The sequence below is a fragment of the Desulfohalobium retbaense DSM 5692 genome, assembly GCF_000024325.1.
GTDB lineage: Bacteria > Desulfobacterota > Desulfovibrionia > Desulfovibrionales > Desulfohalobiaceae > Desulfohalobium > Desulfohalobium retbaense.
Genome location: NC_013223.1, coordinates 1,875,385 through 1,893,482 on the forward strand (window position 1 = coordinate 1,875,385; position 18,098 = coordinate 1,893,482).

16 protein-coding genes and 1 CRISPR repeat array are annotated in these 18,098 nt (G+C 58.8%); of the genes, 7 read left to right on the forward strand and 9 right to left on the reverse strand.

Annotation, left to right across the window (positions count from 1 at the left end; translation table 11 throughout):
- The first annotated feature begins 1 nt into the window (after position 1).
- Positions 2–1,438 (forward strand): type I-G CRISPR-associated protein Csb2, encoded by a 1,437-nt coding sequence (gene csb2 / locus DRET_RS08090; protein WP_015752052.1) that lies wholly within the window; start codon positions 2–4, stop codon positions 1,436–1,438.
- A gap of 25 nt (positions 1,439–1,463) precedes the next feature.
- Positions 1,464–2,168: a CRISPR direct-repeat array (repeat unit 37 nt; unit sequence GCTTCAATGGGGCCACACTTTGCAGTGTGGTTGAGAC).
- Between the two features lie 177 nt (positions 2,169–2,345).
- Here the strand turns inward: csb2 and DRET_RS08095 are convergent.
- The 4 genes from DRET_RS08095 to DRET_RS08110 all read right to left on the reverse strand — a co-directional run bounded on the left by DRET_RS08095 (position 2,346) and on the right by DRET_RS08110 (position 4,067).
- Positions 2,346–3,011, reverse strand: a complete 666-nt coding sequence (locus tag DRET_RS08095) for a thermonuclease family protein (protein WP_015752054.1) — start codon at positions 3,009–3,011, stop codon at positions 2,346–2,348.
- On the reverse strand, positions 2,992–3,219 hold the full coding sequence (locus tag DRET_RS08100) for a hypothetical protein (protein WP_015752055.1): 228 nt from the start codon (positions 3,217–3,219) through the stop codon (positions 2,992–2,994). The genes DRET_RS08095 and DRET_RS08100 overlap by 20 nt, the downstream gene beginning before the upstream one ends.
- Before the next feature lie 70 nt (positions 3,220–3,289).
- Positions 3,290–3,490, reverse strand: a complete 201-nt coding sequence (locus DRET_RS08105) for a hypothetical protein (protein ID WP_015752056.1) — start codon at positions 3,488–3,490, stop codon at positions 3,290–3,292.
- Positions 3,491–3,860: 370 nt separating this feature from the next.
- Entirely contained in the window at positions 3,861–4,067 is a 207-nt protein-coding gene (locus tag DRET_RS08110) for a DUF2905 domain-containing protein (RefSeq protein WP_015752057.1), read from the reverse strand.
- Positions 4,068–4,221: 154 nt separating this feature from the next.
- Between DRET_RS08110 and DRET_RS08115 the strand changes: the two genes are divergently transcribed.
- Both DRET_RS08115 and DRET_RS08125 read left to right on the forward strand, forming a co-directional pair.
- Positions 4,222–5,013, forward strand: a complete 792-nt coding sequence (locus DRET_RS08115; protein ID WP_015752058.1) for a nitroreductase family protein — start codon at positions 4,222–4,224, stop codon at positions 5,011–5,013.
- Between the two features lie 497 nt (positions 5,014–5,510).
- The gene (locus tag DRET_RS08125; RefSeq protein WP_015752059.1) at positions 5,511–5,807 is read left to right on the forward strand and encodes a hypothetical protein; all 297 of its coding nucleotides are present in this window, start codon (positions 5,511–5,513) and stop codon (positions 5,805–5,807) included.
- Between the two features lie 99 nt (positions 5,808–5,906).
- Here DRET_RS08125 and DRET_RS08130 read toward each other — a convergent pair whose 3' ends face one another.
- Positions 5,907–9,002 carry an AfsR/SARP family transcriptional regulator gene (locus DRET_RS08130; protein WP_015752060.1) on the reverse strand — a complete coding sequence of 1,032 codons (3,096 nt, stop codon included), beginning with the start codon at positions 9,000–9,002 and terminating at the stop codon, positions 5,907–5,909.
- A 965-nt stretch (positions 9,003–9,967) separates the two neighbouring features.
- Here DRET_RS08130 and DRET_RS08140 point away from each other — a divergent pair.
- From DRET_RS08140 to DRET_RS08150, 3 genes are all read left to right on the forward strand, one after another.
- Positions 9,968–10,492, forward strand: coding sequence for a hypothetical protein (locus DRET_RS08140; RefSeq protein WP_015752062.1), 525 nt, complete (start codon positions 9,968–9,970; stop codon positions 10,490–10,492).
- Positions 10,493–10,805: 313 nt separating this feature from the next.
- Entirely contained in the window at positions 10,806–10,949 is a 144-nt protein-coding gene (locus DRET_RS08145) for a desulfoferrodoxin FeS4 iron-binding domain-containing protein (RefSeq protein WP_015752063.1), read from the forward strand.
- A gap of 73 nt (positions 10,950–11,022) precedes the next feature.
- Positions 11,023–11,241, forward strand: a complete 219-nt coding sequence (locus DRET_RS08150; RefSeq protein ID WP_015752064.1) for a dissimilatory sulfite reductase D family protein — start codon at positions 11,023–11,025, stop codon at positions 11,239–11,241.
- Between the two features lie 88 nt (positions 11,242–11,329).
- Here DRET_RS08150 and DRET_RS08155 read toward each other — a convergent pair whose 3' ends face one another.
- Positions 11,330–11,851 carry a hypothetical protein gene (locus tag DRET_RS08155; RefSeq protein WP_015752065.1) on the reverse strand — a complete coding sequence of 174 codons (522 nt, stop codon included), beginning with the start codon at positions 11,849–11,851 and terminating at the stop codon, positions 11,330–11,332.
- A gap of 130 nt (positions 11,852–11,981) precedes the next feature.
- Here DRET_RS08155 and DRET_RS08160 point away from each other — a divergent pair, with 130 nt between their 5' ends.
- Complete coding sequence (locus tag DRET_RS08160) at positions 11,982–13,775, forward strand: chloride channel protein (RefSeq protein WP_015752066.1); 1,794 nt, start codon at positions 11,982–11,984, stop codon at positions 13,773–13,775.
- Between the two features lie 176 nt (positions 13,776–13,951).
- Here the strand turns inward: DRET_RS08160 and DRET_RS08165 are convergent, their stop codons facing one another.
- The 3 genes from DRET_RS08165 to DRET_RS08175 all read right to left on the reverse strand — a co-directional run bounded on the left by DRET_RS08165 (position 13,952) and on the right by DRET_RS08175 (position 18,038).
- Positions 13,952–15,526, reverse strand: coding sequence for a 4Fe-4S dicluster domain-containing protein (locus DRET_RS08165; RefSeq protein WP_015752067.1), 1,575 nt, complete (start codon positions 15,524–15,526; stop codon positions 13,952–13,954).
- Entirely contained in the window at positions 15,523–16,443 is a 921-nt protein-coding gene (locus DRET_RS08170; RefSeq protein ID WP_015752068.1) for a DUF362 domain-containing protein, read from the reverse strand. The genes DRET_RS08165 and DRET_RS08170 overlap by 4 nt, the downstream gene beginning before the upstream one ends.
- Before the next feature lie 116 nt (positions 16,444–16,559).
- Complete coding sequence (locus DRET_RS08175; protein ID WP_015752069.1) at positions 16,560–18,038, reverse strand: DUF4139 domain-containing protein; 1,479 nt, start codon at positions 18,036–18,038, stop codon at positions 16,560–16,562.
- Between the last annotated feature and the right edge of the window lie 60 nt (positions 18,039–18,098).

The following is an 18,098-nucleotide window of genomic DNA, read 5'->3' on the forward strand; positions in this document are numbered from 1 at the left end:
TATGCTGGCTCTTGAATTCTCTTTTCCAGCAGGACGATATCACGCCAATCCATGGGGACGCAATGTCAACGAAGGTGAGGCGGAATGGCCTCCTTCGCCGTACAGGCTCGCCAGGACGCTTATCGACATCCAAAAACGCCGCTTCCCTGACTGGTCCCAATCAAGGATTGAAGCCGTCCTAGTGGCAATCAGCGGTAAGCCATTCTATACATTGCCACCAGCTACAACAGCTCATATCCGTTCCTTTATGAGCAGCAACCAAAAGGATGCTTCCAAAAAACAAAAAATTTTCGACTCGTTTGTGGCTTTAGGACGGGAAGAAATACTTTACATAGCCTTTGACCATAAGTTGGACGCACAGACGCGATCTGACTTGACAGCACTCGTGGCTGAAATCAATTATCTAGGTAGGTCTGAATCTTGGGTATCAGTAGGATTGAAGGACCTCCCCGAAGTCGCAGAATGGGATTGCCTGCCGAGTGATGTGGCCCCTGAGGACCCCCAGTATGAAATCGAAAAACTCGCTTGCGTACTACCCAAAGGGGATTACCAAGCCCTACCTGTGAGTGAACGGGTGTCTTGGTTTGACGCCCTGTGCCTTTCGACGCAGGATCTGTTGAAGCAGGGCTGGAGTACTCCCCCTGCCCTAGCCTGGGTTGACTATGCCCGGAAACGCTCCAAGCTTAACCAGTCCTCCCTTGAGGAAACCAGAGCGAGAACACAACGCGACTACCGGCATATAAAATACGCTGTGCATTCAAAGGTCCGTCCTCATGTCCGGGAAACGATCTTGTTTGCTGAACGGGTCAGGGCCAAATTGATGGGGATACACCGAAAGACCCAGGGTGATGATCCAGAAAAGGTCTCAGCCAAGTTTAGTGGAAAAAATCTTGATGGGCTACCGCTTGAAAACCATAAACACGCCTTTTTTCTCCCCCTTGACGAAGACAACGACGGACGAATTGACCATCTACTCATTACGGCCGATGAGCCGTTTGATTCCACAGAATTGATGGCTCTGGATCGACTGCGCTCCATCTGGCAGCCCCATGGCAAACCAGATGCAAGCCTAATCCTGACATCTGTCCAGAAAAACGCACGCCCCAAACATGCAAAAACCTGGATTAGTGTTACCCCTTTTGTCACAGCTCGGCATTTTCGCAAAGGCAGAGGGACATATTGGGGGTGGCTTACCGGGGAGATAAAGCGTGAATGCCGTTTCCATTTTCTTCCACAGCCACAAGAGGTCAACTGGATTCAGTGGACCATGAACGGCCCCCAGCCGATCAGGTGGATGGAATTTACCCGAGGCAAAAGAGAGGAACGCCCCTTCCGCGGGCATGGGTGCATCCTGCGATTCGACTCACCGGTACCTGGCCCTTTTGCGCTTGGCGCACGGGGCCATTTTGGCTTGGGACTATTCCAGCCGCTGGAATAAAATCCTCTGTTCACGGAACGGCCTGGGAACAATGGAGCCACACTTTTCAGTGTGGTTGAGACCTACACGCACGGCTCAGGTGGCAGCGCACCGGTGACGCTTCAATGGAGCCACACTTTTCAGTGTGGTTGAGACATGTTGGTGGTGGTTGAGACACGCCAGAGCCGTTGCTGACCGACTCGCCAACCGTGCTTCAATGGGGCCACACTTTGCAGTGTGGTTGAGACGATGGGAGCGGCCCACAAAATACGCAGTGATGAAGCTTCAATGGGGCCACACTTTGCAGTGTGGTTGAGACGTTTGCCCCGGCCCAAGGGGTCGCATCCGATGTGCCGGCTTCAATGGGGCCACACTTTGCAGTGTGGTTGAGACTCGTTAACTGGAGCACACCCGGCGGCTGGAACCAGCTTCAATGGGGCCACACTTTGCAGTGTGGTTGAGACCGGCGGCCCTGAACAGGGACCTGTCGTTCTTGTCGCTTCAATGGGGCCACACTTTGCAGTGTGGTTGAGACTTGTCGCCGTCATTGGTCAGGGCGGTGAAATCGGTGCTTCAATGGGGCCACACTTTGCAGTGTGGTTGAGACCAGAGCAGCGGAACATGGTGGAACAGCGTGTAGATGCTTCAATGGGGCCACACTTTGCAGTGTGGTTGAGACTTCGTCAACTGGAGCACCCCCGGCGGCTGGAACCAGCTTCAATGGGGCCACACTTTGCAGTGTGGTTGAGACGCTTAGCCGAGAAATTCGCTTTGCAACCGGGTTTTCGGCCCTATCACCGCGAACCCTTTTTCAAAAAAATCGATTCAATTGTCAAAGAACCAGAATTCCTCTCTAACACCCTGTTTTGACTACGTCGCGAACCTGGCGGCAATGAGCTGACAGCTCAAGGTTCGCACCAAACCCGACTCACGGCAACCCCTCACACACCTGCCCGTCCCCATCTCCGTCCAACTGGTGGGGGTCGCCGGGTTGATGGGCCTCAAAGAACCGCTGCGCCTGGGCCTGGGTCGAAAAATCGCTACAATCCTTGTCGCCACCAGCCCCGCTTCTACTCTGGCTACCAGAACGGCCACCATGCCGCCACTCCCAAGGGGGGATCGGATTTGGTTGCCCCCACAGCCCCCGCTTGGCGAGCTTCGCCTTTCGTTCCAAGGTGATCCAGCGGCCACAAAAATCTTGTCCGCAATACTTATGATAAACCCAGGCTAGGCCATTATAGAGCAATGCCGCATTAAGACTTTCCCCTGAACCGGCCAAGGCGACAAGGCCGACCACGCGACCGTAGCGGTCAACATCCATTTCTTGGACTTCCACGCGCTGCATACCGACCATCTTAGCAGTAAACCGCTTGGCTCTGGTCCCAAAATGCTGGCGTTTTTCCGGACAGTCGATACCATACAGGCGCACGTCGACCTCAGTATGGTCTCGTAAGACCACGATCGTATCGCCGTCTTTGATATGGACCGCCTTACCTGTCCAGGAAAAAACCAGGCCCGGGGAGAGAAGGATGATAAACCAGACAAGGACAAATCTTCCCAAGGCAATCAGGGGATTAGCCATAAAGCGTCTCATACTTGAACTCCTTGAGCATCTCCTGGGCCTCTTTGAGAGTGCTGTCCAGCACCCCAGAGAGATCGTAAAGATCCAAATCTTCTCTAGACATGGTCTGAAGCATCTTCCGGGTCCGCCGGACTTTCTGGATCATTGCCCCTGCTTCAAGATACCGCTTGGTGGATCTCAAAAGGCCGGTTTGGGGATCGATGTACGTATAGGGAGCCATGGGCGCCTCGTTTGGCTGACTTAGAGGATGGAGCAACGCACAGATATACACCAAGGAAAGATCTGAGATGTCAGGCCTCGCTTTGCCCAGGGTGGGGTTGCTGAGCCATGAAGGTGGCGTGAATCTCTTCGACCTTGCGACTAAACTCATCCTTGGTCAAAATACCTTTTTCAACCAGAAGCTGAGCCAGAGCTTCAGTCTGGATCATATTCGAGTAGGCGACATCTTCCCACGAGGTCTGAGCGCTTGGTACATCAAGCTTTTGTGCCATGCTGCCTCCGAAAAAATAGGGGTTTCCGGATAATCAGCATTGGTTGCTACCAGCCAAGAAGAATGATTTCAAGCAACGACAGGGAGAAATAGAGCTTGAAGACAGGACGTAGAAAAACTAGAAGGGAGGAAATTTGAAAGGCCTTAGCCACTTCTCGGGAAGGGCAAATGACTCACTAGCCGCACGCCAATGTGAGTAACTTTGTGAGTAACATAAAAAGAAGTTCTTTGACTTATTTCATTATTCTAAAGCATTAAAAGCCCTTTTTGGTTGCCACCCTCTCCGCCATATTATTAAAGGGTTTCAGCTTCTTTGCTGAAACCCTTTTTTTGTGCTTGCCGCATCCCGGCCCAAGCGGGTCCCTGCCGCCTCAGCGCCGGAAAATATTGAGCAGCAGACTGACCACGAGACTGATCACGATCATCGACGTGATAGGAAGAAACACCTTGGTCCGCTCGCCTTCAAACCGGATATCCCCCGGCAGTTTTCCAAACCAGTTCAAAAGCCAGGGCGCGAAATGCAGTACCGCCCCGACAACCACGATTCCCACACCAATTGCCATCACCAGACGTCCCATACGCTCTTGCTCCAATACCGTGTATACGCGAGACCACCAACCGGCTAGCTGGGTCTTTCCCCATTCTGGACCCCACTGCCAACGCTATTCATTGCAAAACGTGACGAGCCATCCCACACTGGGCCTGCAAACCTCAGCCTCAAGGAGCAACGACATGCACCAAATCCAAATCACCCCTGAAAAATGCCTGCAAGACGGGATTTGTGTCCAAACCTGCCCCTTTGGGCTCTTCCGGGACCACCCCGACGGGATCCCCGAAATAGTGGATGGCGCCGGTGAATTGTGTATCGGTTGCGGCCATTGCGTGGCCATCTGTCCTGGCGAGGCCATCAGCCTCGACGGCCAAGGCCCTGAATGGTGCGACCCGGTGGACAGAACATGGGCTCCTTCCAAAGAGCAGATCCTCTACCATTTTCGCAGCCGCCGCTCCATTCGGGTCTACAAAGAGGAGGCGGTGGACCGGCCGACATTGGAATCGCTGCTGGATCTTGCCCGCTGGGCGCCGTCAGCCCGCAACGGCCAGCCGGTGCACTGGATCGTCTTCCAGGACCACGAGGCCATCCACAATCTGGCGCGCCTGGTCGTGGACTGGATGCGGCACAAGAACCTCCTCCCGGAAATCGTGCACGCCTTTGACAACGGCAAAGACATGATCAACCGCCACGCCCCTTGCCTGGTAGTCGCCCATGCTTCGGAGCAGGCTCTCAAACCGGTTGAGGACTGCTCGATTGCCCTGGCGCATATCGAGGCCGCCGCCCCGGCATTCGGTCTGGGCGGCTGCTGGGCCGGCTTCTTCATGACCGCTGCCCAGCAGTATCAGCCTCTCGTGGATGTCCTGGACCTTCCCCAAGGGCATCGTGTCTACGGCGCTCTCATGCTCGGCGTCCCCCGCTTCTCCTACCGCCGGATTCCCCCCAGGCAGGAATTGCAGGTACAGTGGCGCTGATGGGGCGCAAAAAAGCCTGGAGTCTCCCGGTCGGTTTGGAATCTTTGAGCCGCCTGCACAACGCGCTGCGCTTCCATTGAACACACCGCATTCGAGCCCCGGTTCTGCAATCGCATGCAGAATCGGGGCTTTTATCCAGAGAAAAACCTGCCGCCCCCAGGACGATTGTCCGGCGACCCAATGGCCCAAAGCAGTGGAATCCATCTTGACTTTATGTTCAAGGTCGTGTTCATTGTCCGCATAATGGGGACAAAGCTGTGTGCCACGCCGATGATGCACAATTTTTTTTCTGCTTTTTCTTTTTTGAAAATGCGCGTCTTGAGCGGGATGTTGCGCTGTAAAACACCGCCTTTCACCCCGGGGGCTCTGGCACCTTGCCCCCGATTGCAAACATCCTGGACGCCATGGGCGCAGACAAGAGTTTTTCTTTGTCTAGCGCCTCTTTTCCATATCCGTGCTCCTGTTTTAAACTGCTATTCACAACCCAGAGGTGGGCCATGTCGTCCTGGCAAATCCCTATCGGCATCCCGTGGTATCGGCGCGAAGATTACGACCGCCTGAAAGACATCTTTGATGACGGGGCTGAATTCCAAACATCCTATGAAGACTGGCTGACCGCCTCTGAGGACGCTGCAACAGCCCTCTCGCGACGACAATACAAGGTCGAGCGGGTCACTATCGATCCGGATGCTTTCTGCGACTGGTGCCGCAAAAACGGCAGAAGAATGGACGCCCTCGCCCGGACCGCTTTTGCCAATGCAGTCGTTGATCAGAAATACGGCCTCGGTTTCTAGCCTTCGTTACCAATCTCCCCATGGTAGAGCAAAGCGACACAAGCTCAAGCCTGGCAGCCAACTGAAAAAGTTGCGGCCTTAAGCATTTTCCGGAACGAATCAAAGCGCTCCCCCGTTGAGTTTGCCCCGTACGTACTCGATCCGCTTGTCCCACCTCCCCCCATTCGCCTCCCGTTCCTGGGCCTGACTATAGAGAAAAAGCGCCTCCATCCATTGCCCCGTCTCCTCCAGTCTCCGGCCGAGTGCGGTCACAACGCGGCTGAACAACGCCGCAAACCTCCGCCTTGGCTCAAAGACCCAACTCTCCTCGATCTCGGGTAAAAACGGTCCTTTATAGAGATCCAACACCAGCCGCACGACATCGGTTGGGGCGAGGGCCAGTTCCCCGCTTCCGAACCGCTCAAAGATGCTGCTCAGGGCCCCGACATCCACCCAGACCAGTGAGGGGTCCAGACTCAGCCGCTTACCCTGCCAGGTCAGGACCTTGGGGTCGCCCAACAGCCGGCGCAGTCGGTGGACCTGGGTCTTCAAGGCGTTGTGCGCGGCGTCACCTGGCGCTTCCTCCCAGAGCAGATCACTGAGCAGGTGACAGGGAACCTGTTCACGCCCACAGGCGATCAAGGCTTTCAACACATTGAGGGTTTGCTGCGGCGCTTTTCCGCCGAAACGCATTTCCCGCTCATTTCGCTGCACGGCAAACACGCCCAGGGTAAAAATCCGGTACCGCCAGGGCCAGTTCTGGACATGCAGAGGCGGACGGGACGGGAGCAGCCGCCGTTGTCTGACCAGGCGTTGGACATACGGGACTTCCATCCCCTCCTCCAAAGCCGCCACACAGACCTCGGCGAGTTGGGCCGGGACATCGACAAGCGTGACGTACAGCATGTTCCGCCGCCCAAGAGCGAGCGCCGGCTTCAATACGGCGCGGCAGCTGTCACGGTCGCCCTCGGCCAGCGCCCAATACGCCTGCGCCATTGCCGCAGCCCATTCGGCAAGCGTGAACTGATACTGGCGGGCCAAAACGCCGGCCTGGGCGAGTCGTTCTTCCGCCTGCTCCCTCCATCCCAGACAAAAAGCGATCTGGGCAGCGCCCACCAGACTCAGACAAAGGGTGCCAAGGGGCCCCTCGTCTTCCTCCCGGTCGAGCACTTGACGAACCCACCGTTCAGCATCGGCATAGGCTCCCCGGAGCAGAGACAACCGGGCGCTGAGAAAACAATACAGTGAACGGTCCCACCGCCGGGTCGCAAGCGAAGCCTTGGCCATCGAGTCCAAAAAACGCTCGGCCGCCTCAAGATCTCCAGTATTCATGGCACAGGCCGCACTATAGCCCAAAAAAAAGGCCTCAAAAAGGGTGACCCCACTTTGCCGCACAAGCTGCAATCCTTGTGTCGCCAAGGCCAGGGCCTCTTCCTCCCGGGCCTGGGTCATCCGTCCCAGCATGTCCGTGGCCAGCAGCGTTGCAGCTGGCAACGCCGGCAACGCTGGCACGGAGCACTGAAATCGTACCTGCGTGATCAGGCCCGCCAGCCGTTCGTTTTCCCCGCGAGGCAAAAAATACAACACAGCGCCGAAACAGACGTGAATGAGCAGGTCTTTTGCCTGAAGACGCTCTGCGAAGCCGAGGGCGGTCTCACCCCACCGGATGGTCTCCGGTTCAGGGGCACAGAGGACCTTGGCCAGAAACACCGCTGCAGCGACCACGGCCCGGGTCCATTCGTCTTTCTCCAGGGAATAGAACGTGGTCAGGTCGGTGTCGAACAGCTCCAAAGCCGAAACGACAGCGGGCCGCGGCGCCTGGCCATGGATGAGACAGGCCATCCGCCCCGCCCAGGCCAGAAGCATCCCCCGGTGGTCTCCCTGATCCTGAAACAGATCCAGGGCCTGGGCGTAGAGGTCCCTGCTCTGGGCAATGGATTCCGGAAATCGACTGCCGGCCAGCCAGAAAACCGTCCACGGCCAGCGCTTTTGGCACTGCGCCGGTAAGGGAGCCAGCCACCGCTCCAGATTCTTGTGCCGCCCCGAGGCGAGTAAGGACGGAGCGTGTCGCAAGGCGGTCGCCACCCAGGCTTCGGTGTCCCCGGCTGCACTGTAGGCGTTGATGGCTGCTTCTGCATCCCCAGCCTCTTCCAACAGCCTCCCGGCGCGCTGGAAGAGGTCCTGCCACTGTTCAGAAGAAAAGATCTTTCTGGCCTCGACGCGCAGAAAATTCCGGAACAGGGAATGGAAAATATAGATGGAAGGCGCATCCGGGGCCGAACGGTGCACTGAGGTGAAAAAACTCTCCCCGGCCATCCGCTCCAAAATGGACGCGGCCTCCGCCACCCCAGTCAGACGTGTGGCCATGTCAGCGTCAAACCAGGGAAAAACCGCCAGATTGAGGAGAAAGCAGCGTAAATCAGGGTCGATGGCCTGGAACAGTTCTGTCGAAAAATAGGTCACCAATTCAGGTGGCGGCCGGTCCAGATCAACCCATTGGGCCGATAACGGCGCAAACCGCAAATGGCGCAGAACGAGCCGCAAACAGGCCGCCCACCCGTTGCAGGCCGCAAGAAGATTGGGAATGAGTGCACTGCCGATACCAGCCTGGGGCGGGTCCCGTCTGACCATTTCCACCACTTCCTCCCGATTGAGGCGGAGTTCCTCGGCCGGCAGTTCCCGGAGCCGGTCACTGGCAAGAAGAGTGACAAACGGATCCGGGGGGCTGGAGCGGCTCATAAACACCACCCGCAGGGCTGGACCCGCGCAGGCAAGGCCGGTGCTGAGCATTTCCCAAAATTCGTGGCTGTCCTCGAGTTCATGAGCATTGTCGAAGACGAGATAGGTCTGGGGCGCGCAGACCAGGGAGAGGTGCGAAAAAAAATTCCGGGACAAAGAAGACAGGGGCTGTTCAAAGCGAGGCCCGACACATGCCGGCGCATCGGGAAACACCAACCGCACCGCCTGCTCCAGAGTCAGGAAAAAGGAATTTGGATCCCCGTCCCCACCGTCCAGACGGAACCAGACAGATGGGACCTCCTGCGCCTCGAGATAGCTCGCGACAAGGGTAGTCTTGCCGAAGCCTGCCGGGGCGGCAATCCAAAGAAAAGAGGACCGCCCATGCTCCCTGAGGCGGTCAAAAAGGCGAGCCCGGGGCACGACCTGGGACAGGGCCGGCCGGGCAAATTTCGCCTGATTGGTAGCCTGCGGGCACATATGATTCTCCTCTCCCCCGGGCTGATGGCACTTGGATCGGTTCCAGTTCCATCGCTGATCAGAGGCTGCCTGATGACGAAACCTGAAAGCGAAGGGCCTTCCGCCCGGGGCATATGGAGGCGCTCTCCCCTCACATAGCTCGGAAGAGCACTTCGACGCTTTTTTGAAAAAAAATGTATTTTTCACTTTGCAGTATCCTATCTGTTACCAGAAAGATGACAAAAATCAATTGTAAAATACCTAAAAAAGTTTTTACACACTGCATTTTTTTCAATCAGGGCAAATTCTTTTCAAGACCCTCAAGATATCAGACACATTAATGGAGGGAGGATGTGCTTATGCGGACATCAAAAAAGAGTTTTGTTGGACTCGTATTTCTTCTTGGGGCGCTTCTGTCATTCGCCCTATCGGCGAACGGTGAATGTCTTCAAGGAAAAATTGTCGACGTTACCGATCAAAACGTCATCTTGATGCAGGATTGTGGTGGAACAATCTACCCTGTCCATATCTATGGCGTCAAAATCACACAAAAAAACGCTTCGCTTGTGCACGAATTATTAGTCTCACAAATTGGACGAGAAGTGAACTGCTTCAGTCGCAGGGCATCCCTATACGACAATCGACATATCTGCTTCCGAAGCGGTGGGTCTCTCCAGCAGCAGCTCCTGCAACTTCGACTGGCCACGGTCAATACTTCAGAATGCGGGGACTATTTGTGCAGTTTTTGGCAAAACATCCAGAGTCAATCCCAATAAACGACATCAACAGCGACAATATCTCGAGGGTCTTCTTCCGGCCGGTCCGTTTTTGGGCCGGCCGGTTCATATTGTTCCCTCTGGCTTTTGCCTTGTCGGATGCCGGACGAAGCTGTAAGATTCTCGCGCAACACGGTGGCCTTCGCTGTCCCTTGGACTGCCAACATCGTGAATGCACACCGCAAACCGAAAAACCAGCAGGAAACATGTATGTCCAGTGAGCAGACGCCCTCGCTTCCGGAAGCCGCCGGAGAAGACCTTTTCAACTATGCCGTTGACCGGGAGGACATGAAATGGCTTGTGGAGACGGTCTTCCAATCCGAACAGACCGCGGCCAATACAGTGGAATATGAACTCCAGCTTTTGAAGATCATCAGTGTCGGCTGGTCCATTGCCTACTACCTGGAAGAAAGCCCTCTGAAGCAGCAGATTCTGCGCTCCTTCTGGGAACCGGTTCGGGAATTTGCCACAACCCTGTCTCAGAGCGCGGAGTTGTTCACCGGACAGGACTTCGATTATTTCGAGCTTCTCAAGCAGCGCCTGGACACCTACCTCCAGGCCATGGGTCAAGCCCCGCAAGGCACCGAACCAGTCAATGTGATCGGGCCGGCGTTTGCTGAACTCTGCGGCAATTCCGAAGACGCCTTCGCTTCGCTAGTGGGGGCCAAAATGTTTGGCACCGCCTTGGGCCGGGTCCAGGAGTACCTGACGGAAAGCGCTATTCTGCCCCAATGAAAAATGACCTTCCCTCATTCTCCTGTTTCTCAAATTTTGGCCGCGGTCTGGCTTAGAGCATGGGGCCCACGCTCTCGATGATTTGCGCCCTTTGGAATTTGAGGGAACCGGCTCCTGGCGTGACTCGCAGCAGACGCCTTATCCCTTTTGGAAAAAGATCTTCGTCAAGGCAGAACGGTGTCTCCTGTCTCAGGAGGAGAAACCTGTATTTCCCATCAATAATCCTCCGAGTTGAAAATCTGCTGTTGACGCTGTCCGGCGTGCCGTTTAGGTCCTGCAATGAACCCCAAAAAGTTCAAATAAGGAGGAGCTTATGCCCGCTCAAGGTGAATTTTACCGCTGTACGCTGTGTGGCAATGTCGTCGAGGTCAAGCAGGCTGGAGACGGAGACCTGACCTGCTGCGATATGCCCATGGAAGACCTGACTGAAAACGAAGCCAAGCAATTCAAGGACTAGCAGCTAAATGCCCGATGCCGCGCCTGCGGGTCTGGCGCCTTGGCCAGAGGGCGCGGGAAAAGGAGTACCCGGTATGTTGGGCGAGGAAGCCAAAGACAAGCTCGAGGCCGAACTCCAGAAAAAATCGTCCAATAAGTCCAAATTCTACTTTAACGATCTGGCCAAGATCCTGGATGAAAAGCCGCGCCAGGCCAAAAAAGTGGTAACCGAGATGGTCAACGAGGGGCGCTTGAGTCTCTGGTCCAGCGGCAGCACCACCATGTACACCCTACCCGGCCAGGGCGGCTACTGATCCGGATCCGGCCAGAGGATGCAAAAAAAAAAAGCCCCCGGGAGCATTCCTGCTCCCGGGGGCTTTTCCATCCCAACCAACGGCCCGGTTATTGGGCCTGTTTTTTGGGCATCATCTTCTGCTGACCGCCCTGCTGGGCCCGGCGGATCTCCATGATCTTTTTCCGGGCGCTGCGCAGTTCAGCGATGTAGTCTTCGGTTTTCGGATCTTCTTTCTTCATGGCCTTGACCAGCTTTTCATTGAAGGCCTGGCGCTTTTGCTGCAGTTCCTTGTCCCGGCGCACCTTGAGCAGGGCCATGATCTTTTCCCGCTTGGTGGCATTTTCGGAAGTATACTGCTCCATCTTCTTCTGTTGCAGGGCCATCAGATCCTGCTGCTCCTTTTCCAGGGCCGAGTCATTCTTGACAACGACCTTCTGGATCTCCCGCAGCTTGGCTGTGGCTTGCTCAGCCTGTTGCTGGGCCTGCTGGAGTTCCTGCTTCTGGGCCGAATCCGCACCCTTGTCTTGGGCCACTGCGGCATTCAGGCCGCCGAGAAGGCAGACCGCGAGCAGGGCCGCACCGAAAATGGCAAGCTTTTTGTGCACTTGGCACGTACGCGCTGAAATCATTCGTTACTCCTGACGGATTTTGTTCGTTGGCAAACGCAGGCTCCGCGGGTAGCATCTGTGTACTGCACACGCAAGGGCAAATCCCCCGGCCGAATGCAATGCCGGCAAACAGCACATTCAGCGAGCAACCATGCGTTTTCTCTCTTTCCTGCACTCCTTGTGGACCCGCTGGCGCCCCCCGTTTTCCGGGGCCCAACCCCTGGACATCTCTCTGCTCGGCTTTGCCGTGGCCATCGGGTTTCTGGCCGCGGTCGGAGCCTTGTTGTTCCGGTCCTGTATCGAAGGGTTCCAATTCCTTTTGTGGCCCGGCGGGGCCTCCCTCGTCGAACAGGTCCAGGCCGCGCCGTGGTGGATGGTCCTGCTCGTACCGACCCTGGCCGGACTCGTCGTCGGACCGGTTATTGCCTTTTTTGTCCCCGAGGCCCGGGGCCCGGGGGTACCGGAAGTCATCCTGTCGGTAACCACCCGGCAGAGCACCATCCGCCACCGGGTGACCTTCCTCAAGGGATTGATCACCAGCCTGCTGCTGGCTGCCGGCGCCTCGGTCGGCCGCGAAGGTCCCATCGTCCAAATCGGATCCTCGGTCGGGTCCTCACTGGCCCAATTCTTCGGTCTGCGCCCGGAACTCAGACGCCTCTGCCTCGCCTGCGGCGCGGCCGCCGGTATAGCGGCGACCTTCAACGCCCCCATCGCCGGTTCCCTGTTCGCCCTGGAGATCATCCTCATGAATATCGAGGTCTCCTACATCAGCCACATCGTGATCGCCGCCATCACCGGCTCGGTGCTCTCCCGGATCTTCTGGGGCGACTTTCCGGCCTTCCGCGTCGTGCCGTTTGAACTCGGCAGCTATTCGGAATTGCTCGGTTATCTCGTGCTGGGGATCCTCGCCGGTCTGGTGTCCATCGTCTTTGTGCGCAGCATTTTCGCCACGGAAAACATCTTCCAACGCTTGCGCCTGCCCCAATGGCTCTCCCCGGCCATCGGCGGGCTGCTTTTGGGCTGTCTGGCCCTGAGCCTGCCCCAGGTCATGGGCGTGGGCTATGAGACGGTCAACGACGCCCTGGCCAACTCACTGCCGCTGCAAATGGCACTGGTCCTTCTGGCCGCCAAACTGGCGGCCACCGCCATCTGCATCGGCTCGGGCATGAGCGGCGGCATCTTCGCCCCCTCGCTTTTTCTGGGGGCGGCGCTGGGCACCGTAGTCGGGCTTGGGGCCACTGTGGTCTGGCCGGCCCATGATCTCCACCCGGCCTTCTTTGCCCTGGCCGGCATGGGTGCGGTGGTTTCGGGAACGACACTGGCCCCGATCACCGCGATTGTGACCATTTTCGAACTCACCCTGCACTATCAGATCATTTTGCCGCTGATGGTCGCCTGCATAAGCGCGACGCTGGTGGTCCGCTTGTTGTTCGGGGTCTCCGTCTACGAACTCAAGCTTTTGCGCAACGGCATGGACATTGTCCGCGGCCACGACGTCGGCATTCTGCGCAATCTCTGCGTCTGCGACGTCATGCGCCGCAGTGTGCCCCGGCTGCCCATCACCGCGACCCTGGGAGCGATCGTGGCGGCCACGGAGCAAACCGCCTTTCCCCACTTCGTGGTCGAACAGGAGCAGAACAAACTCGCCGGTGTGCTCTCCCTGCGGGACCTGCGCAAGGCCCTGCTCCAATTCGAGGCCAACAAGGACCACCTGAGCGCGGGGGACCTGATGAGCCGGAATGTGATCACCGTCGAGCGCAACGACAGCGTCGAGAAAGCCCTGCACCTTTTTGAGGAATACCACTACTCCATGTTTCCGGTCGTGGACCAGGACAACACCGTTGTCGGCATTCTGACCAAGGACGATGTCCTCAAAGCTTACGACCAGAAAGTGCTCAAGGACCGCGTCCTGTCGACCCAGACCGGTCACGGCGAATCCGCCTAGACAAAGACCGTGCCAGGTACTTGCCCATCACATCGTGGGGCACGGCGTGCTCTCGGCAAAAGCGCACAAAACGACGTAGAGAATATTTCTCACAAACAAGAAGCGTGGAATGACGCGGTGCTCGCTGTTTGAACGTATTGCAGCTTTGCGGCCAGTGGGAGATTGGTAAAGGCCAGCTAGGAGGAGAACCCCGGCGGCAACTGCCCGCTGTCGGGCGCTGAATGAGGATCGGAGGAAAGAGCGCGGTCTTTGTCATGAGTGCGGCTGATGTCCAGCCCGAGTTGGCGGCCGCGCTGGCGAAAACTGCCGCTGTCCAAGCGCAGGGCCCCCATCGGGGTGACCTGAATGGCCGCCTGCCCCTGCACCGGGCAAGCGTGTTCACAGGCGCCGCAACCGGTACAACGGTCTTCCAGGACATAGGGCACGGCCACCTTCTGCCCCGGTTCCCGGCGCAGATCGATGGCCCCGAAGGGACAGGCCTCGTCACAGACAAGACAGGAGCGGTCCCACTCCCAGGCCAGACATTTGGAGGGCAGCAGACGCGCCGTGCCCATTTTGGCCCAGAGCTTCTCCGTAAGCGGCAGGGACCGGATGGCTCCGGTGGGACAGACCTCGCCGCAGGCTGTGCAGCGCGCTTCGCACGGCCCTCGCCTGGCCACGGCTAATGGGGCGAAGGCCCCCAGTCCGGACTGTTCGCCCCATTGGGGATGGAGCATATTGGTCGGACACGCCCGCAGACAGGCCCCGCAACGGACACACCGATCGAGAAATGCCCCCTCGGGCAACGCTCCCGGCGGACGGACCAGGGTTTCAGCCACAGGCTGGCCCTTTTCCCGCTCGCCGCGGTAGGCCCACAGTCCGGTCCCGGCAAAAAAGGCCGCAGCCGTCCCTGCGAGCGCTGCCCCGAGCGCCTGACGGCGCCGGGGCCAAAACGGCGCACGCTGCTGTCCCCCGGTCTGAAAACCGATGACCTCTTCAGGGCATTGCGCCACGCACAAACCGCAATTCAGACACTCTCCCGCCGCCACAGCCCCGTCTTCGCCGATACCCACCGGGCACTGCTGGGCGCACCGGCCGCAATGGGTGCAGTGCTCCCCAACCCCACGCCGAACCAGGGACCAGCGCCCGAGAAACGCCAAAAGCGCTCCCGCCGGACAGAGATAGCGGCACCAAAATCGCGGTACCAGCACCGAGAGTCCGAGAATACCGCCAAGCAGCACGAGCAGGGCGCCGCTATGCGCCACCCGGACCAGCTCCGGCGGGGTCAGTCCCGGCAGCACAGTGTTGTCGCTCACGAATTGGACAAACGGCCAGACCACCAGGGCATACAATCGTGTGGCCAGGGACAGTGGCGCCCCCCAATGGGTGAGGTTCACGCCCCAGAAAGCGGCCACGATCAAGGCGATCAGGACTACATACTTGCCCCGCCGCCACGTCTCGGGTGGCTGGAACCGCTTGCCCCGCTTCGCCCGGGTCAGCCAGGCCACCAGAGCCAGGGTCGTGCCCAGCGGGCAGACATGACTGCAGAAAATCCGTCCCAGGAAAAGAGTGACTCCCACCAGGACACCGACCTGCAGCAGACCCGGCGGCCAGTCCAGCCTGGTCACGGCCTGGCCCAGAAACAGAAGCGGATCGAGACGGATGAACGCGGCAAGCGGGCTCCAGGGCACAAAAGCCCCGAACGCCAGCGCAACACCGGCGAGAAAAAGGATCAGAAATCCTGCCTGCGACCAGCGACGTATCCGGTTCACACCGCCGCCCGGTGCAGATGCAGATTATCGATATCGAGACGGCCCAGGCCCCACTCATGGGCCACCCGAATATGCTCGACCTTGTCCGGAGTGATGTTGCGGCCGTACCAGGGGACCATGGATACGACCTGGGCATCGGCGGCGACCATGTCCGTGGAGGCCACCACAGTATCCATCTGCTTGACCTCGCCCGGCCCACTGGGACCATTGGTGGTCAAGGCCCGGGTCACGTCGATCACCGTCAGATCCGCCCGCAAAAGCCGCATGAGATCCGCAATAGCCGTGTGCAGATTGTACCGCCAATGCAGCTCACCCCGGTTGTAGATAAGTCCCATCATGCCTTTCATGGACAAGCTGACCCCGGTGCTGCCGTGGTGTTTGGCCACCGGCGCGGCAATGAGCACGTCCGCCTCCAGAACCTCCCCCATGACAGCGGTTTCAGTATAGTGAGTCGCCCCTGGAATCGAAGTCGGCGCGAACCCGTCCGGGACATTGACACCGCGCACGTCGCTCCCGGACAAAGGTTGGCAGGCCTCTCGGATGCCGGTGTGCTCCAGGCATTGCTCGACCCCGCGCAAGGTGTGGTCGCGGACCATGACCGTATCGGCTCCGGCCTCCTGGCAGAGGGCCACCAGGGTGCTGACCACGGCGGGATGGGTCGTGGTCGCCATTTCCGGGGGATTGTCAAAGCTCATATTCGGTTTGATCACCACCCGCTGTCCGGGACGGACAAAACGGCCCATGCCGCCCAAGGCCTCGACAGCCGCACGGGTTGCCGCTTCCGGGCCGCCCTGAATCACGGCCAGGTCCGGGGGCTTTTGGGCCCAGACCGACAGGGGGCCCGCCGCACAGGAACCGGCAAGCGACAAGGCCGTGGCGGCCTGCCATTTCAAAAAGGTACGACGATCCAAGCTCATGGCTTCCTCCTTGACAGGGGTCCGACCTCCGTCTCGGGTGCATCAGAATTGGTCAAGATGTCTCCCCTGCCACAAAATGGGCTCGTGGATCCAGGGTGACTGTCCGGGGTGGGGGCTTATCGGCCCCACCAGACCGGCATGTCTTTCGGCGCCTCGGCCCGCACGGTCATTCGCGCCTCACGCTCGCCTTGCGCCGGCACGGTCAAATCCAGGAAGTACCGATTTTCCTGGCGCTTGGCTGGTGTGGAAAACTCCTGTTCCACCCGGATATCCTCGTGACGGCTTTGGGCCGCGGCGAGTTCCACCCGGACATCCACGGGCCGCTGCCGTTTGTTGGTCAGGGCGATATCCCATTCCCAACGCCGGGTCTGCCGTCGGGCCAGAACCCCTTCGTCGCCGGACTGAATGGTTCGCGACCGCATTTTGGCCTGCACAAAGGGATCAGTGCCAAAAAAGAGCTCCTGCCCCACCGCGTCCAGGCGCTGCTGGCGCAGAAAAACCCCGTCGAGAAAGAACTGTCCTGGTCCCTGGAGCAGATCGCGCTCGAGCGGGGAAGCCAAGGCGGCGCGGACAAAGACCTGGTTGCTGCGCTCCGGGCGGGCCAGACGCGTGAACTCGGCCGCCAGGGTCCGGTCTTCAAGGGTGACCACCTGCTGTTCACCGTCCGCGAGATCCATCCGGCCGACGTGCCACAGCGAAAATCCCGTCGCAGCCGTGTGGTGTGGAGCGCGGGCACTGCGGGAGTCTTCAGCGGCCAGCATCGCGGTCTCCCCGGCCTGTTTGGCCATGGGGCGCACCTCTGGCTGGGGGCGCATGATCCAGTCCGGCACCTCGGGCGGCCGTAAACGGGTCCGCGGCGGTACCGTGGCCACAGTCATATCCACGCCGCTCCATTTGAGGCCGGATTGCTGATGGATTCGAGCCCGCCAGGTAAAACGGACCTCTCCCTGCTCGGAGAGGCCTTCAACACGATACAACGGATCCCAGCCGCAGTCGTTCAGTCGGTAATGCAGCTCAGCCTCTGCCCCACCGGCGGGAAGCTCGCTGATGCGTACCTGCACCCGCCACCGCGGCTGCTGCAGCAGTCGATCGATTTCGTCCTGGGCCGCGGTCAGGGTCGCATTGATAGAGGCGATATCCTCTCCGAGCGCCGAAGAACGGTGCAAGGCCGCCTCCAGCTGCTCCCGCCAGGACGTGCTCTGTTCCCAGTCGACCTCACCGGCATCAGCGAGCCCCTGAATCAAGGCGACCTCGGACTCGGCCGCCTGTTGACGGACCCGAAGCTTCTCCAACTGGCGCTTGGCGGTCTCCACCTTGCTCACCAACTCCGGGGCCACCTCCTCGGCCTCAAGTTCGACCCGCGACGTCTGGAGCCCTTCAATGGTCCCGCCGTCGGGGAGGCGGACCCGCACCGAATCCGGTGCGACCTGCCCTCGAAGTTCCCAGACAATCTCCTGAGACTCGCCGGCGATCTCGCGGACATCCGTCACCTGTCCCCCTTCAGGGAACAGGACGATAGTCTCCGGGGCAGCCAACACGCCGTGGGGCAGCAATAACGCCCCCACAACTATCCACGCAAACAGACAAAATCGCATGGTGTTCTCCTTTTTCTGCTCTCCATCCAGCTCCGTGCCCCTTTGCCCCTTCTGGGTGAC

Excerpts from the sequence above, each read along its gene's own strand:
- csb2 (WP_015752052.1), top strand. The coding sequence starts at position 2 with ATGCTGGCTCTTGAATTCTCTTTTCCAGCAGGACGATATCACGCCAAT.
- DRET_RS08095 (WP_015752054.1), bottom strand. The coding sequence starts at position 3,011 with ATGAGACGCTTTATGGCTAATCCCCTGATTGCCTTGGGAAGATTTGTC.
- DRET_RS08100 (WP_015752055.1), bottom strand. The coding sequence starts at position 3,219 with ATGGCTCCCTATACGTACATCGATCCCCAAACCGGCCTTTTGAGATCC.
- DRET_RS08105 (WP_015752056.1), bottom strand. The coding sequence starts at position 3,490 with ATGGCACAAAAGCTTGATGTACCAAGCGCTCAGACCTCGTGGGAAGAT.
- DRET_RS08110 (WP_015752057.1), bottom strand. The coding sequence starts at position 4,067 with ATGGGACGTCTGGTGATGGCAATTGGTGTGGGAATCGTGGTTGTCGGG.
- DRET_RS08115 (WP_015752058.1), top strand. The coding sequence starts at position 4,222 with ATGCACCAAATCCAAATCACCCCTGAAAAATGCCTGCAAGACGGGATT.
- DRET_RS08125 (WP_015752059.1), top strand. The coding sequence starts at position 5,511 with ATGTCGTCCTGGCAAATCCCTATCGGCATCCCGTGGTATCGGCGCGAA.
- DRET_RS08130 (WP_015752060.1), bottom strand. The coding sequence starts at position 9,002 with ATGTGCCCGCAGGCTACCAATCAGGCGAAATTTGCCCGGCCGGCCCTG.
- DRET_RS08140 (WP_015752062.1), top strand. The coding sequence starts at position 9,968 with ATGTCCAGTGAGCAGACGCCCTCGCTTCCGGAAGCCGCCGGAGAAGAC.
- DRET_RS08145 (WP_015752063.1), top strand. The coding sequence starts at position 10,806 with ATGCCCGCTCAAGGTGAATTTTACCGCTGTACGCTGTGTGGCAATGTC.
- DRET_RS08150 (WP_015752064.1), top strand. The coding sequence starts at position 11,023 with ATGTTGGGCGAGGAAGCCAAAGACAAGCTCGAGGCCGAACTCCAGAAA.
- DRET_RS08155 (WP_015752065.1), bottom strand. The coding sequence starts at position 11,851 with ATGATTTCAGCGCGTACGTGCCAAGTGCACAAAAAGCTTGCCATTTTC.
- DRET_RS08160 (WP_015752066.1), top strand. The coding sequence starts at position 11,982 with ATGCGTTTTCTCTCTTTCCTGCACTCCTTGTGGACCCGCTGGCGCCCC.
- DRET_RS08170 (WP_015752068.1), bottom strand. The coding sequence starts at position 16,443 with ATGAGCTTGGATCGTCGTACCTTTTTGAAATGGCAGGCCGCCACGGCC.
- DRET_RS08175 (WP_015752069.1), bottom strand. The coding sequence starts at position 18,038 with ATGCGATTTTGTCTGTTTGCGTGGATAGTTGTGGGGGCGTTATTGCTG.